At 37.2% G+C, this 16087-nt stretch carries 16 protein-coding genes and 1 tRNA gene; 9 read left to right on the top strand and 8 right to left on the bottom strand.

Annotated features, from left to right (window positions below):
• The first annotated feature begins 438 nt into the window (after positions 1-438).
• The 5 genes from KI375_RS26825 (at position 439) to KI375_RS26805 (ending at position 6364) form a co-directional block, all read left to right on the top strand.
• Positions 439-615 (top strand): hypothetical protein, encoded by a 177-nt coding sequence (locus KI375_RS26825; protein WP_212976425.1) that lies wholly within the window; start codon positions 439-441, stop codon positions 613-615.
• Positions 616-1129: 514 nt separating this feature from the next.
• Positions 1130-1825, top strand: coding sequence for an MgtC/SapB family protein (locus KI375_RS26820; protein WP_244853121.1), 696 nt, complete (start codon positions 1130-1132; stop codon positions 1823-1825).
• A 53-nt stretch (positions 1826-1878) separates the two neighbouring features.
• Positions 1879-1951, top strand: a tRNA-Ala gene (locus KI375_RS26815).
• Positions 1952-2676: 725 nt separating this feature from the next.
• The gene (locus KI375_RS26810) at positions 2677-4737 is read left to right on the top strand and encodes a catalase (protein ID WP_212976423.1); all 2061 of its coding nucleotides are present in this window, start codon (positions 2677-2679) and stop codon (positions 4735-4737) included.
• A 607-nt stretch (positions 4738-5344) separates the two neighbouring features.
• Positions 5345-6364 carry a DUF3231 family protein gene (locus KI375_RS26805; protein ID WP_212976422.1) on the top strand — a complete coding sequence of 340 codons (1020 nt, stop codon included), beginning with the start codon at positions 5345-5347 and terminating at the stop codon, positions 6362-6364.
• 306 nt (positions 6365-6670) lie between these two features.
• On the opposite strand, the gene KI375_RS26800 is transcribed toward KI375_RS26805, so the two are convergent.
• On the bottom strand, positions 6671-7009 hold the full coding sequence (locus KI375_RS26800) for a hypothetical protein (protein WP_212976421.1): 339 nt from the start codon (positions 7007-7009) through the stop codon (positions 6671-6673).
• 629 nt (positions 7010-7638) lie between these two features.
• Between KI375_RS26800 and KI375_RS26795 the strand changes: the two genes are divergently transcribed.
• Positions 7639-8148 (top strand): hypothetical protein, encoded by a 510-nt coding sequence (locus KI375_RS26795; protein ID WP_212976420.1) that lies wholly within the window; start codon positions 7639-7641, stop codon positions 8146-8148.
• A 6-nt stretch (positions 8149-8154) separates the two neighbouring features.
• On the opposite strand, the gene KI375_RS26790 is transcribed toward KI375_RS26795, so the two are convergent.
• Positions 8155-8613, bottom strand: coding sequence for a CBO0543 family protein (locus KI375_RS26790; protein ID WP_306419879.1), 459 nt, complete (start codon positions 8611-8613; stop codon positions 8155-8157).
• A gap of 151 nt (positions 8614-8764) precedes the next feature.
• Between KI375_RS26790 and KI375_RS26785 the strand changes: the two genes are divergently transcribed.
• The gene (locus KI375_RS26785) at positions 8765-9022 is read left to right on the top strand and encodes a GlsB/YeaQ/YmgE family stress response membrane protein (RefSeq protein ID WP_212976418.1); all 258 of its coding nucleotides are present in this window, start codon (positions 8765-8767) and stop codon (positions 9020-9022) included.
• A gap of 253 nt (positions 9023-9275) precedes the next feature.
• Here KI375_RS26785 and KI375_RS26780 read toward each other — a convergent pair whose 3' ends face one another.
• From KI375_RS26780 to KI375_RS26760, 5 genes are all read right to left on the bottom strand, one after another.
• Positions 9276-10253, bottom strand: a complete 978-nt coding sequence (locus tag KI375_RS26780; protein ID WP_212976417.1) for an N-acetylmuramoyl-L-alanine amidase — start codon at positions 10251-10253, stop codon at positions 9276-9278.
• Positions 10254-10499, bottom strand: coding sequence for a hypothetical protein (locus KI375_RS26775; protein WP_212976416.1), 246 nt, complete (start codon positions 10497-10499; stop codon positions 10254-10256).
• Between the two features lie 279 nt (positions 10500-10778).
• The gene (locus tag KI375_RS26770; protein ID WP_212976415.1) at positions 10779-11366 is read right to left on the bottom strand and encodes a type 1 glutamine amidotransferase family protein; all 588 of its coding nucleotides are present in this window, start codon (positions 11364-11366) and stop codon (positions 10779-10781) included.
• 299 nt (positions 11367-11665) lie between these two features.
• Positions 11666-12610 carry a ring-cleaving dioxygenase gene (locus KI375_RS26765; RefSeq protein ID WP_212976414.1) on the bottom strand — a complete coding sequence of 315 codons (945 nt, stop codon included), beginning with the start codon at positions 12608-12610 and terminating at the stop codon, positions 11666-11668.
• Positions 12611-12650: 40 nt separating this feature from the next.
• Positions 12651-13352: a TerC family protein gene (locus KI375_RS26760; RefSeq protein WP_212976413.1), complete on the bottom strand. Its 702-nt coding sequence runs from the start codon at positions 13350-13352 to the stop codon at positions 12651-12653.
• A 636-nt stretch (positions 13353-13988) separates the two neighbouring features.
• Between KI375_RS26760 and KI375_RS26755 the strand changes: the two genes are divergently transcribed.
• Entirely contained in the window at positions 13989-14474 is a 486-nt protein-coding gene (locus KI375_RS26755) for a hypothetical protein (RefSeq protein ID WP_212976412.1), read from the top strand.
• Positions 14475-14550: 76 nt separating this feature from the next.
• On the opposite strand, the gene KI375_RS26750 is transcribed toward KI375_RS26755, so the two are convergent.
• A complete protein-coding gene (locus KI375_RS26750) occupies positions 14551-15021 on the bottom strand; it encodes a CBO0543 family protein (RefSeq protein WP_212976411.1) in 471 nt (156 codons plus the stop codon).
• Between the two features lie 141 nt (positions 15022-15162).
• Between KI375_RS26750 and KI375_RS26745 the strand changes: the two genes are divergently transcribed.
• Positions 15163-15951 carry a hypothetical protein gene (locus KI375_RS26745; RefSeq protein WP_212976426.1) on the top strand — a complete coding sequence of 263 codons (789 nt, stop codon included), beginning with the start codon at positions 15163-15165 and terminating at the stop codon, positions 15949-15951.
• Positions 15952-16087: the final 136 nt, after the last annotated feature.

The following is a 16087-nucleotide window of genomic DNA, read 5'->3' as shown; positions in this document are numbered from 1 at the left end:
TTCGTCCTGAGCCAGGATCAAACTCTCATAAAAGTGTTGTTTCCTACTCAATTGCTGGCAATGGTTCAAAACCATTTATCCAATATTTATTGACGTTCGTTTCGTTCAGTTTTCAAAGATCAAATTCTTGTCCGCCGTTTCGACAGCGACCTTATTAATATAACATCTTTATTTTTCGAAGTCAAGAGTTTTTTAAATCTTTTTTTCGAAGGTTGTCCTTTCTTTGTTTCACTTTCTCTCTTAAGGACGTTTTATACTATACCATGGATATTTTTAACATGCAACCTATTTTTATAAAAAACTTTATGTTTTTTATTATTTAACATAAATGCATTGCTTTCCCTACTATATTATTCCCATTATATGCCCTAAAATCTTATACATATTTATCAACCTATCTACATAATATATTAGCAATCCATTTTAGTAGGTGAAATGATGCTACCATCTATCGGTCTCTATACGGCAATTATTACAGCAGTATATTTATTTTCTTTTTCTTATGTTGAAGCATTGCGAATATCAAATGCAGAAGAAAAGGTCTATGGTGGAACCTTTATCTTTTCGTCTATCATGGCATTTGTTTTTTCAGGATTAACCTATCTTTTCATTTGATTGAATAGCATACCTGCAGATCATAGGAGGCTGGGACAAAGCTAAAATGTTAAGCTCTCAAGACGAACAATGCATTACCTTAGCGAAGTATATTTCCGGAGCGGAGGTATATGCACTCTAGTAGTTCGTTTTTTTCTTTGGTGAAAACATTTTGTCCCAGCCCCTTCTTTTTCACTGATTAGGAAATAACTTATGGGTATGTTAGATAATACTTTCGTTGATGGTGCCATCGACGTTGCAACATATTATAGGATATACTAAGTGCAGACGAAGCAACAGGACGTCGTGAACTTAGCCGATGTTCTGCTTAATAACCTGGGCCAAAGAAAAAGAACGCCTTTCTTTGGCCCAGAACTTTTGCTCGTAGAAGGGTAGCTGGCACCTTCCCCTTCTTATTCTACTTAAATATACATATATTTTCTATCACTTGCTTTTTCATTATATAAATATGATAATATCATTTTATAATGAAAACGTTATATGCCATATTAGAAAAAATAGAGGAGAGATTTATTTGTTCGATTTTGTGGACTCAGAACTATTAATTAAGTTAGTCATATCTGCTTTGCTTGGTTTAGTGATCGGGTTAGAAAGGGAACTTAAGAGCAAACCGCTTGGATTGAAAACTAGTCTAGTGATTTCGATCATTAGTTGCTTATTAACGATCGTTTCTATTGAATCAGCATACGTACTTCCTGGCAGAGATGATATTATGATCCGGATGGATCCTCTTCGTTTAGCGGCACAAATTGTATCAGGTATCGGCTTCTTAGGAGCTGGCGTAATCTTAAGAAGGGGTAATGATCATATTTCCGGTTTAACAACTGCTGCGATGGTGTGGGGAGCTGCTGGAATTGGAATTGCTGTGGGGGCTGGATTCTATGTCGAAGCTGTTGTGGGTGTGATTCTTCTTATTATTAGTGTAGAACTTATTCCTTTTGCAATCGTCAAGATTGGACCTAAAAGTTTAACCAAAAGAGACTTAATCATAAAAATTACAGTCTCTCAACAGGAAAGCCTAGAGAAAATTGTTGAAAAAATTCAAGCAGAAAAAATTTCTGTCACCCATATACGAATTAAAGATATCAAAGACAGTTCTATGCATATGCTTGAATTAAAGACTAGAGTTAATGGCAAACGCCCTGTTACAGATATCTATTACACAATCGCTAAGATGAAAGATGTGGACGCGATTGAAATTGTCAGTTAGAGACTTGCTTTTTTTGTAAAACTTACTATAATAAATAGTGGAGTTACAAAATTGGGGCATTAGCTCAGCTGGGAGAGCGTTACACTGGCAGTGTAAAGGTCAGCGGTTCGAACCCGCTATGCTCCATATAGCACCAATGTTGAAATAGAGCGATTCCTAAATATTATTAGGAGTCGCTCTATTTTTAATTTCGCTATTTTTGCCGATCTTTTGACGGCGGACTGGCGTAATTGGATGTTTTTCTTTGTTTTTAAACTGCATTTCCTACTTGCTTTACATTTAAAATTATTGGTGAAACTTAAATCAATTCATAACAAAATCCTGCCAAAACAACGGGGTTTCTTGATGTAATTAACTGAGTTGGAAATATATCCTTTCCTTATTCCTCAATCTCCCCCTACTATTGCATCTAATGGAACGCAATCAACATTGAGACGTATTAGTCAAATTTGATTTAATGGTCGGAATTTATACGAAAATGTCCATTGGAGTTTTTGATACAAAATCTGGTGAATAAGGAAATTTTTTATCATAAAACCATTGAACACCCGAGGAATTTTTTGCGCGCCTAGCCACCCTACTTACTTTTTAGCTATCTCTATGGATTACTCATTCACTAAAAATCCTTTCACTCTGCATTAGAGTTGAAAGAAAAGTGAACATTGACAGTGTTGAAAAAGATAAATTAAAAGCAAAACTAGCTAAAACGCAAAAGTGTAATATTAACGATGTGGGAGGTGTACGGTATATTATTCCCTTACAATTCCATGAAATATGCGAATATTGAATATAGCGTTAACATATACATTGTAAGCGAGATGGAATAAATAAATGGAAAGATGGTGACCTTTATGGATAAGAATTCATCTTCCGAAAACAAAGAAAGACATCATAAAAATCTAAAAAATCAAGAGATGGATGAATTCCGCGTTCAAAATACCGGAAAGCCAATGACCACAAATCAAGGAAGAAAAGTATCCAACGATGAGGAAATTTTAACAGCCGGTGAACGCGGACCTGGATTACTAGAGGATGTCCATTATTTTGAAAAAATGACGCATTTTGTTCATGAGGAGATTCCAGAAAGAAAAGTCCATGCCAGGGGCAGTGGAGCCCATGGAGAATTTGAATGTTACCAATCGATGCAACATTTGACAAAAGCTGGATTTTTACAAGAAGCTGGGAAAAAAACATCTGTATTTGTCCGTTTTTCTACCGTCCAAGGTAGTAAGGGTTCAAAGGATACTGCCAGGGACTTGCGTTGTTTGGGTGTTAAGTTTTATACAGAAGAAGGAAATTACGATCTGACAACGATTGCGATGCCTATATTAATTAATAGCGATCCGATGAAATTTCCGGATGTGATTCATGCTTACCAGCCTGAGCCGCGTACAGATATGCCACAGGCCGCTGGAGCGCATGATAATTTTTGGGACTATGTAGCCAATAATCCAGAAGCGCTTCATATGACACTATGGGTCATGTCTGATCGAGGCATTCTGAGGAGTTATCGAATGATGGAATCATGGGGAATTAATACGTATCTATTTATCAATGAAGAAGAAATTCCTACATTTGTAAGATTTGTCTGGAAACCTGTTCTTGGTACACATTCCCTGCTTATGGATGAGGCGAAAAAAATAGGCGGAATCGATCCAGACTTTCACAGGCGTGATTTGATGGATGCGATTAACCGTGGTGCATATCCAGAGTATGAATTGGGTGTTCAATTGATTGCAAAGGAGGATGAATTCAAATACGATTTCGACCTGCTCGATCCTACTAAATTTTGGCCAGAGGAGCTCATCCCCGTTCACCTTATCGGTAAAATGACATTGAATAGAAATGTTGATAATTTCTTTGCCGAAGTAGAACAAGTGGGATTTAATCCTGGAAATGTCGTACCAGGTATTGATTTTTCCAATGATCCTGTACTTCAGGGGAGGCTAATTGCTTATCAAACTGCACAATATCATCGAATTGGAACGAATTTTCAGGATCTGCCAATAAATAGGCCAATTTGCCCATTTCATAATAACCAGCGGAAAGGCCCAATGAGATACCGAATCGATGTAGATCAAGTAAACTATCATAAAAACTCACTGGCAAATAACACACCGTACACGACACCACCGGAAGAAGGCGGCTATGAGCATTATCCTGCAAAGGTCGAAGGTCACTTAACACGTAAACGAAGTGAATCATTCAGTGATTTTTTCACACAACCGCGGATATTCTGGAACAGCCTGACAGCTATTGAAAAACAACACACTATAGGTGGATTAAGCTTTCAGGTAGGAAGTGTAAAAAGCAAGTCTGTTCGGCAGCAAGTTGTAAATTTGCTTGTGAATGTTGATAGGGAAATGGCTTGTATCGTTGCCGATAATATTGGTGTTGACCAGCCAAAAGGAAACAATGTCCCCGTTTCTACAAGTTATCCTTCCCTTAGCCAGGCAAGCACACCGAAATATGCTTATTCGCTAAAAGTGGGTGTCTTGATTGGTAATGGTTTTAATGACCGTGAGGTGCTGGATACGTTTGAAACGCTGCAAAAATATGGTGTTTTTATAGACATTGTCAGTGAGCAGCTTGGTACTGTTACTGGCGCCGCTGGTACAAAGCTGGAAGTGGATGATACATTTCTTACAACAAGCCCTTACTTGCTTGATGCACTGTTTGTTGTTGGCGGCCACAGTAAAAATGAAGTAAGCTTCCAGCAAAATGTCATGGATTCCGTACGAGTGGCCTATACACACTATAAACCAATTGGTGTGGCATCAACAGGACAGCCATTTATTCAGACATCAGATGGAAATAATTTAGCTGGTGTTGTTTTTTCCGCAAACACCCCTGACTTCGGAATTGAGTTTGTCAAAGCCATTGCCCAGCAGCGCTTTTGGAATCGAACATAAAGGTGAATACTTCAATCAGTTGGAGTTTCTTTCATATGTCTTCTAATTCTACCTATTGGCTACTATCATTTCTTCAAAGAAATAAACAATTATTGTCAATATTTCACTATCAAAAATTAGGAAATTTCCCCTCAAAAGTTAAATATCATTCTAACCTTTGAGGGGTAATGTACAATAGAAGAATCACAAACCTCAATTGAACTTGCTCATAAATTCAGCCTCGCTGATCTCTGTTCCTGGAACACCGCTTTATATTCTTCCCTCAGCAAACACAGCGCCAACGTAAAGGTTCTTTTTCCGATTTTCGCCAATCGAAATTTTGATTCCGTTGCATTTTCCCCACTTCTCCCCCTACAAGTGCTTAATGCAGCTTTCCGCCCTTTTGATTGTTACTTTGCAAGTAAGGCGGCCCCTAAGATACATAACTCAATAAATATTGAACTTTCGAGACCTCTTATCGATGTCAGGTACCTAACTATATCAATCTTTATATGCTCTCCCAGTCTGCTAATTGGACTTATTCTAATAATATTTGTAGCACAAATGGCTAAACGCAAAGCTACTGGGCAAAATAACCTTACATCAATGAATAAGGAGGTCTAATATTATGAATGAAAAAAGCGTACATCTAACATCAAGTGAAATTGCTTCCCTTTGGACAGGGTATATGAATGATAGTATGTCTGAGACTATTTTAGGTTTTATGCTTAAGTATATTGAAGATCCTGATATCAAAACAGTCGTTCAATACGCTTATGATATTTCAAGGAATCATCTGGAACAATTAGTGACTATTTTTGAAAACGAGCAATACGCTATTCCGAATGGATTTACTAAACAAGATGTAAATATGAATGCTCCATGGCTTTTTACGGACATGTTTTGTTTAATCTATGTGAATCATATGGCAAAAGTAGGTATGTTAGCATACAGTGGCTTTGTTTCAATGAGTTATCGGGAAGATATCCGTGATTATTTTTCTCAAAGCCTAACCGAGACCAATCATCTCTACAATCAGTCGCTCAATATTGCTCTATTAAAAGGGATAAACAGTCGACACCCTTATATTGAAGTGCCAAAACAGACAGATTATGTAGACAGTAAAAAATATTTAAGTGGATTGAATCCTTTTAGCGAAAAACGACCCTTAAATGCGGTTGAAATTTCTCATTTGTATATGAATATATTGACAAACTCAATGGGCGTTAGGTTATGCCTCGCTTTTGCCCAAACCTCCCCATCAAAAGATGTTCAGGATTTTATGTTACGTGGAAAAGAGGTTTCACAAAAACATATTAAAATATTTGTGGATACATTATTGAAAGATCATATCCAAGCGCCAGAGGTACCAGATGTCGGTGTAAGTGATTCAATTACCCAAACATTCTCGGATAAATTAATTATGTTTCATATGTCCCTCATCATTTCTTCCGGGATAGGAAATTATGCGACTGCCGCGGCGGCAAGCCAACGAAGTGATTTAGCGGTAAATTACGAACGGCTATCGTTAGAAATCGCTAAGCTAGCTAAAAGTGGAGCAGATACTATGATTCAACACAACTGGCTAGAACAACCACCAGGAACGAAAGATCGAGAAAAGTTAGCGCGAAGTAAAGAAAAAAGCTGATCCTAGTTGGACAGCTTTTTTTGTAATTATTCACTCGTTATAGATGGCGGCATAATTGCTTCGCTTCTTTAATGACCATATATAATAAGGAGTGCCCCGACTTAATAAAGGACAGTCCCTTTTAATTTTTAATCGTTGTTTTATATATTTTTCAATTAAGTGTCCTATGACGCTTCCAATCAAACCTAATAGAAAACCATTCATGACCGGACTTCGTAAAAACCTTAAGTAATTAATCTTTTCAAGTGGTTATTATGCCAATAGATATCCAAATTCATCCCAATCACCATCCAAAACAAAACCCCGTCAAATATGTTTCTTTTGGTGTTTCTTTGTGTTGCTGTAACAATTGATAATAATCGCTTTATTGTAGGCTTGCCACATGGAAAAAACATAGATGGGTGGATACAATAACCCCCATTGGAAATCCACAATTTCGGGGGCCATTTGGTGGTCAAGGTGGAAGGAATGCAAAATAGAGATATTTAAGTTGGATTGCACATTGGCAATGAATTCACATACTAAAATAAGTAAACCAAATATATATTGTCCATTATAGAATTGCCCAAAGCCAGCCATCATTGCAGACCACAGTAGGGCAACAGCCGGTGATTTAAATTCATATTTTTCGTTATGGCCTCCCATCTACCTCACCCAGACAACTCTGTCATCATGTTTTCTATATTCTTCCTCTTAACGTGAACCTATGCAATTGGAGAAAAGTTCTGCTGCCAGCAAACATCTTACATATTTACATTTTTTATACAGATAATAGAAGAAAGTCCGGTAAAGATGCGAGTTGATAAATATGTTTCTTATCCTTTTGAATATCATGATCCTCTTCTGTATCGCTTTTTTCATTATAAAGAAAAGGCTGAGCCTGCCTGAAAACCTATTTATTTTCATGATAGAAGAACTGATGATCACAAGTTATTTTTCCATCTTGTATATCAATTTAAAAGTATGGGTTATAACGAATAGGATTCCATTATTTATTATTTTTCGATTTTATGAGTTCATCGTCTTCCCCTTGTTATATGTAATGTATTTCAATTTATTGGCAGCAATTCAATCTCGTTTTAACAAATGTTTGTTCACAATCACTTATATAGCCATTCTGTATGGGGTTGAGTTTCTGCTTGTTCAGGGGAAGGTTATTCGCTATAGTGGGTGGCATTTTTGGCATTCCCTTTTCTTAATTACTGCTGTTTTACTCATTTCGTATATTTTGCAATTTTGTTTCAGACAGATCATACGAAAGGAAGGAATTTGAGATGCTGCCCTTACAATTACCAAAAACGTTTGATGGGAATGAATGGTTTATCATCATTGCGATTATTCTTTCTTATTCTTTTATATTTTGGCTTCCTAAACGTTTTCCTTTAAGTCTTACCATTCTTCTTTTACTCTTTGGATCGACCATTGCACGAATTTACGATCATTTATTATCCGCACCGGATTTAAATTTATACCATATTATGGATTCGAGTAAATATGAATTATTTGATGTTATTTCATACTTTTTATATGCGCCATTTTCTTATCTCTACATCTATTTGTACGAAAGATTAAATGTTCGAGGTTTCTGGATATTGCTTTATATTGTCATTTCTTCTATTATCGGAACGCTGTTTGAGGGGGTAAACGCACTATTTCATGTTTTTAATTACCATGGATGGAAATTAACATACTCATTTAGTGTTTACTTATTTGTGCAAGCCCTGATTTTGCTTTTTTACCATATGATTAAACAATTTCAGCATTTGCAACCGGCTAATAAGTAGGATTGCCTATTTCACTTGATTATTTTCAATTCTAAGTATCCACTTATAGTAATGAACTAAAATAATCAGGAGGATTGGGTCAACGATCGCCGAATACCATAATTTCCACCAACCATAATGGAAATAACCCCATGGCGCAGGAAGTAATGTTAACGATTCATACATAAGCAGTGGGATTGTCCAACAAAAAATATAAAGGGCCTGTTTCTCAACTGACTGTTTAAGAGGATACCAATTTAAAAACATGACATTTACAGGTGGGATAATCATTGTCAGTGTTGGAATGGAAAGAAAGTCAATCTCTCTTTGGTAATACCAATAGCCGTGGTATTTAACATCAAGATAAAGATCAACAAGTGCCTGGAATACGATCGTAAATAATATAATATGAATGATTTGATTGGCAGATAAATTTCTAACTTTCGTAAAGGCAACAAAATTAAAAATAAAAATAGCAATTAACATCCCAAGCAATATGAACACTTCCTTTGATATCCTTAGTCTCTAACAGTATATCCAAGTTTCATAAGAAGAAGATAAATTCCATCCGTTTTGTTTTTCAAGAAAAGGGTAAACAAATAATACACTACAGAAGAAATTAAAGGAGGAAAAAAACATGGGTATTCTTTGGACATTAATTATTGGTGGTGTAATCGGTTGGTTAGCTGGGTTAATCGTTGGACGTAATGTTCCAGGTGGCATAATTGGAAATATTGTAGCAGGTATTGTCGGGTCTTGGTTAGGCACATTACTGCTTGGTTCATGGGGACCTGTGGTAGCTGATTTTGCCATCATCCCTGCAATTATTGGAGCAATTGTCGTTGTGCTAATTCTTAGTGCTATCTTACATGGGACAACGAAAAACAGAGCATAAAGTGAAACTTCAATCAGTGGGTATTTCGAAGTTTAGGGTGTGCTAGTGCAGACATTGCGATTGTCATCCCGAACTTAGTCTGCTTTCTCATCCCCCTGATTGTTAGTTGAACCAATCGGGCCTTTACGGGCAGTTTATACCCCGCCTACGCTTCTTCGTATTCTCTATAGTCTTGAGGTGGGGGTAATGCTGCCCGTTAATGCGGGATAAAAAAATCCTGTGAAGTTGATCTTCACAGGATTTTTTGCATGGATCATGATAGTTTCTCTACATAATTGGGATTCGCTGTCATATAGTTGCCACTTTTTAATTTATACATTTTCGATCCATTCACCGTTAGAGTATCTACAACGGTGAAGACTTCCCCTTTCCGGACTGTGCTTTTTTTCGCGTTCCAATCTGGACGATCATAATACCACAACGTATCCGCCTTTACTTTAATCAAAAAAGACGAAGGCGGTGTTATATTGGGGTTGATCCAGCTTCCAGGTGTTCCCACTTTCGTTGTCAGATTGACCATCCCATTTGCCTTATTAAAAATATAATAGGTACCTGGTTGAACAGTTACTTTTTTATTTTTTCCAGATTTCGCATCTGCAGCCGTCAAATACCCAGGTAGTGCTTGCTTCAATTGAAATGTTTCATCACTAGGTTTCACGGAGGTAGAAGGCTTCTTTTTCAACCCAAAATATTGTTCTACTCCGGTTGCTATCGCCTTGCCTACTTGTTCCAAGACTTGTTGATTTTTCATTCTTTTTATATCAATTGTAGAATCCATAAACGCGCCTTCAATTAAGATTGCAGGCATTCGTGACTCCCGCAGCATATGAAAGTTCGCTTTTTTTAATCCGCGATTTTTCAATTGATATGCTTGAACAACCTGACGATGAACAAGGTCTGCTAATTTTTCCGCTTGACTCCACTTCCCAATATAGGTGTAGGTTTCTGTACCTGTCCAATTTCCCCATTTGCCCGTGTTCGCATTATGGTGACAGGAGATCAGAATATCGGCTCCCCAATCATTTGCCTTGTTTGTACGTGTCGTTAATGGGACATCCGTTTTTCCAGTAGGATCATCCATTCGTAAAACCTCTACACCTTGATATTCATGTAAAAAGCGGATGGCGGCAGTCACAACTTTGTTATTAAACGTCCACTCTTTCGCACCATCTGGTGTACGTTTTCCTGGAGTATTCAAGCCATGCCCTGCTCCTATCGCAATTTTCGGCATTCATTTTCCCTCCGTTTCCATCGTATTTTTCGTGCCACTATATAGACCGCTTGCTGACAATCCTAGTATAGTGCCTATTAAAACACCTTGCTTAAGATCAAATTCTGTGAGATACACAACACCGATTCCAATCCCAATTACGATCGAGAGCAACGGTAAAAATCGTTTACTAACCCCAGCACGCTTAAAAGCTTCCACAAGCCCCATTATCAAGGGAATCAGCAAAACGTTATGAATCTCAAACACTTTCTTTCCCTCCTCTTTATTATTTTATGAACGCATGTCCTAATGGGAACGGCAACACTCTACCTGCTATAAAAATCAGCGATTTCTCTGCTACTCGTCATATATAAAAAGAGCCCTGAAAAGGACTCTTCTAAATCGAAAACAATGGAGGAGGAATACAAACCAAATTTCATTCCTTAAAGACTTCATGAATACATTCATTTTTTTATTACATTTTCACGGCTCGTTTGATTAAATTGGTCTTAAAACCAAAGATTCCGCATTTCAAGCAGAAATTAACTAGAATGGATTCCCGTATCTTTCACAGTAATGATAAAAACCATGCTTATACATATACATCATTTTTTTGATATTTTCAGAGGTATCAAATTCAAGCAATTCTAAAACTAAATGAGTAAATTCAATAGGTGCTGTTCCGTTTGCAGTGACCAAATTTTTATCTTTTACTGCTTGTTGTTTCAAAAAACTGCTCTTCGGATTATAACTTTTATAATCCTGCCACATCTCAACAGAATTACCCGTATGATTATAATCATTTAGAAAACCGTTTTTCGCTAAATAATCCACTGCGCCACATATAGCTCCTATAGGTATATTGTTTTGAAGTGTAGTGTTGATTAAATTTAAAAGTTTTTTACTATCATTACTCCATGAATTCCCGCCAATCATTACTAATAGATTAAAATCTTTAGGTTCATGTCCAATGATATAATCGACAGAAGTTTTAAAACCACCAATTGAACTTACAATCCCATCTAAAGAAACAGTCTCAACAGACCAATCTTCCCTTTGATTTAATTCCGCTGACAAGTAAGCACCTTCCCAATCCGCATACTCGTCTAATATAAGAAATAATGCCTTTTTCATCTCCATAGCTCCTCTCTTAATTAGAATCTTAAAATCGTGTAGGTATTCAATAATATCAAATAATTATAGCTTATATGTCAAAGGAATTATATAAAAATTAACACTGAATTAAAAATTATTTAATTTTTCCGAATGAGGTTAAGCCTGTTAATCCAATTGAATATTTTTATGTAAAGAGGAGTTGTAAAACCCTCCTCTTTTGAATTAGTGAAATTGGCTGGTAGTGTTGAGCCAAGCCCACGAAGGAAATGAACAAAATATTGCGATCGGTGGAGTTATTCCCCCACCAGCCCTCAACATTATTGCTCCTCGAGCGGTTGTAATTTTGATTCAATTTCATCACGCTGTTCTTCTAAAAATGGCGGTAAATCCAATTGATCCCCAAGTGTTTCGATTTTTCCGTCAATCGTAAATCCTGGTCCATCTGTCGCAATTTCAAATAAAATTCCATTGGATTCGCGGAAATATAAGCTTTTGAAATAGAAACGGTCAATAATACCTGTGGAATGAAAGCCACGTTTCCGTACTTGCTCATCCCAAAAAACAAGTTCTTCTTCATCTTTAACTCGAATCGCCAAATGATGAATACTACCACGGCCAGGTTTTTCAGTAGCACCATCTAGAGCTTTCACTACAATTTCACCAAACACTTCTCCATTGACTGATTGAAAAATCGCTTCCTCGTCTGTCCGTGAAACCTCTGTATATCCAAATACTTCTGTTAATGTGCCTGCAAGTTTATTCAAACGGCGCACCGTTATTTCTACTGAACCCATTCCTTGAATCTGATGTTCTATAGGAACAGGTGATTTTTCCCATTCTTCCCAATGAGCTGCCTTTTCACCGTTTGCTACGAGAAGTACCATGCGTAGCCCTTCTTTATCTTCAAAGTGCAATGCCGGACGATTGGCGTATGTGGTGATGTCTCCATGAGGAATTTCAAATTGTTCAAATCGCTCTTTCCAGTACGTTAAACTCTCTTTAGATGAAACTAGCAAGCCAATTTGTGTAATCGCATTTGTTCCACGGTATGTTCGTCCGACTAATGGGATTTCGAAGAAGGATAATTCGGTTCCTGGGCTACCTGTCAGGTCTCCATAAAACAAGTGATACATCGACGGATCATCTTGATTTACGGTCATTTTAACTCGTCGCAGCCCTAAAAGTGAGCGGTAAAAGAAATTATTCTGCTTGGCATCTTTTGTAATCATCGAAATATGATGATGTCCCGGAATAGTGTACATTTTTCCCCTCCTATTGATTAAGTGAATAGGATAAAATAGTCTATCGAGATTTTTCTTTCATCCTTCTTTTTCGATTTGTGATATAGCCCGCACTTAAGACGATACAAACAAGTAAAATAAGGACTATATATTCAAGTAAGCCCGTTATATGGAGATACTGATCCTTCATTAGCATTTCCCCGGCTACCCATGCAAGAATCGCGGAACCAAGATAACTGATCCACGGGTACTTGTCCATAATTTTCACAATGATTTTTGAAGCAAATATCATAACAGGAATACTAATGGCCACCCCGATCGCTAGTACAAGAAGATGTCCATCTGCAGCACCGGCAATCGCCACAACATTATCTAAACTCATCACAGCATCTGCCAAGATGATCGTACCAATTGCTTTAAGCAAACTATTCTGCGCAGAAATTGGATTCCCTGTATTTTCATTGCCAACCAATACTTTATAGGCGATCCAGAGTAACAAGAGTCCGCCAATAATATGCATAAATGAAATTTGCAGTAACTGAACGATAATCATAGCAAAAAGAATCCGTAGTAAAACAGCACCGAAAATCCCCCAAAACAGCGCCTTATTTTGCTGTTTTTTCGATAATTTTCTAGTTGCCATAGCAATCACGATCGCATTATCACCTGAAAGGATAATATCAATGGCGATAATTTTAAATAAAGCAAGAAAAGCAGTTGAAGAAAATATGATTTCTGCTAAAACGAACCCATTATTGCTCATCAAGCCCCTTCTTTCCCCAAAAAATTCACACTGTATTATACCATACCCTTTAACCACTTAAATTAATATGATTGTTTTCAAATTATCAGCCAGCTCCTGCTGGCGTAAGTCAACATCAGCTCATGCTTCGCCGTGTTTCCTTTATCTCAGACCAACAGGATGTTGGTCAGAACGGCGTCGTGCCAGGATGGCACGTTTTAAGCCGTTCATCCTTATTAAGAAAGTTTGTACGTCGCTTACAGGCGCTTCCGCTTTTCTTTGTCTAGCTGCGCGCCTAGCCCCTCGAGGTCAAATAACCTGAAACCAAGAAAGGGAAAAACGCCTTTCTTAGGTTTCAGAACATTTGCTTGTCGGGGCTGATCAAGGCGCTTCCGCTTTTCTTTGTCTAGCTGCGCGCCTAGCGACTAGCAAACTTTCAGCTTCTTCCTACGATAAGTCAACATCGGCTCATGCTTCGCCGTGTTTCCTTTATCTCGTCAGAAGCTTAAAAAGTTTGTACGTCGCTATACAGGCGCTTCCGCTTTTCTTGTAAAAATGTGAGTTTGACCTAGATTGTTTGTCCAATCATAAAGATGTTTTCCTAATAGACTATTAAGGAAAGCTGGCCAGCTGAAGATTAAGGAAGGAGCGATTCATTTGTATTACGAAGAAGAATTTTTCCTAGCGGAAGACTATGGAAGAAGACGTAGACCGAATAGAGATGTCGAATTAGAATGTAATTGTAGTGTATTAGGTGGGACTGATCACAATCCAGAATGTGGCTGTGGACGTCAAGATCCTGATAGAACAGAGAAGCATGTTTATCATCATATTGTGGATGAAAAATCGGGTCACAGAAAAGAATCATGTGAAAATTGTGGTTCTTCTGAGCCTACTCGTCAAGGTTGCTGTGATGACCAATCATGCTATTGTCAACAATTAAGAAATATGATGGTGAATACACCTGTCACACTGATTCTTGAAGGAGCTACGATTCCAATCCCTGGTATATTTATGGGATTCGATAACAAAACATGTTGTGCAACCTTCTCAGTTGCTGCTGTAGCCCCATTGGCTGCTGGAACACTAATCGTTGACTGTAAGAAAATTCAAGCATTACTTTTAACCACTATTGGTGGATAATTAAGGCTTTACTGCGGGTGGGTATTGAAAAGGTTTCTTCTTTTGGAGAAACCTTCTTTTTTATCCTCTACCAAAATCATTTAAATTCATGCTTAAAAAACCAACGATAAAACAATCTGGACGTATAAAAAGAAATCCACAATGTAATGAAACTCCAATACCATTTCCATTTTACATATTTAATTAAATTTGTGTATTTTTCTGCAAGCACTTCAGGAAGTGTGATGACTCCAGTATAAAAAAAATAATAAAGGACTTTTATTAATTTATTTTTATCTTCTGGATAATGAATGTTAAACAATGCGCAAAAGGAGGGAAAATAAAAGAACTCAAATGAAAAGCTTGTTTTGTTTGTATGTTTAAATAAACGAACAGGATATTTTATTAGTCCTTTTTCAGCGACCAAAAGACCCCAAAACCATGTTATAAATTGTTTGTAAAAAAAAGCCACTAACGCATGTCTGATTTTATTTTTAGGGATAAATTTGAATAACAGCCCGGCGGTTGCAAACCAAAGCAGGATTAAAACTATTTTACTCCTCAACATACATAACTCCCCTCATATGCATTAATTTTCCCAGAAAAAGAGGATTGATACGGAGGAAGGCAGATCTTCTTCCTACATAAAAAAACCTCCTCTGGGAAAAATACTATTCCTTACATGTTTTTCTTTAGGAGGTGGCCTTACATAAACAATTACACGAATGACAATAGTGCGAGGCGTTATAAAGCACATGTGAGCATAGTCGGAACCACCCAGCTTCATTTGCGAAATCCCTATATCATTGCCTGGTGGTCAGCCGCTTTTCCCGGATTCGGTCATCTGCTACTATCAAAATACCTTAGGGGATATGCGTTATTTGTATGGGAGGTTATTATCAATCTAAATGCCCATGTTAACATGGCGATGATTTATTCCTTTCAAGGGAATATAGACATGGCTAAAGAGGTTTTAAATACAAGATGGCTTTTGATGTATATTCCTGTTTATCTATTTGCCATTTGGGATAGTTATCGGACGACGGTTGATTTAAACAAGGTATTTCTTTTAGCAGAGCATGAAGGGCATCGCTTTAATACCTTCAGTATGGGGTCAACAGAAATTAATTATCTTGATAAAAGAAACCCTTTACTTGCCATCATGTGGTCGTTGTTTCTGCCAGGTCTTGGGCAACTTTATATCAATAGAATCATGACCTCTTTTTTTGTCGTCGTTTGGCTAGTCACTTTTTTTTACTTTTCCCATTTTCTAGAAGCCATTTCCCTTTTGTTTTTAGGGAAAGTGAACGAAGCTACCTCGGTCATTAATCCGGAATGGCTCTTACTTATTCCTTCACATTACGGTTTCGCAGTGTATGATGCTTATGTGAATACAATCGAAAATAACAAGCTCTATGAATCGGAACAAAGACAATACCTAAAAGAAACGTATCAATCAAAAGGATTCCAAATCCAAAAAGGTCAAAAAGTGAAGTGATGAATGTGCAAGAGGCTGGGACATAACTAGCCAAAAATAAAAAAAGATGGATTCCACATCGAGTTTTGATGCGAAATCCATCTTTTTTGAAATCATTTATAAGTAGATACATAAAAAAGCGGCTAGAGGCAGTGTA

Source organism: Bacillus sp. J14TS2 (genome assembly GCF_018333015.1).
In the GTDB taxonomy this organism is placed as follows: Bacteria; Bacillota; Bacilli; order Bacillales; family Bacillaceae_C; genus Lederbergia.
Note: the sequence above shows the minus strand (reverse complement) of the source record. Positions and strands in the feature narration are given on the sequence as shown.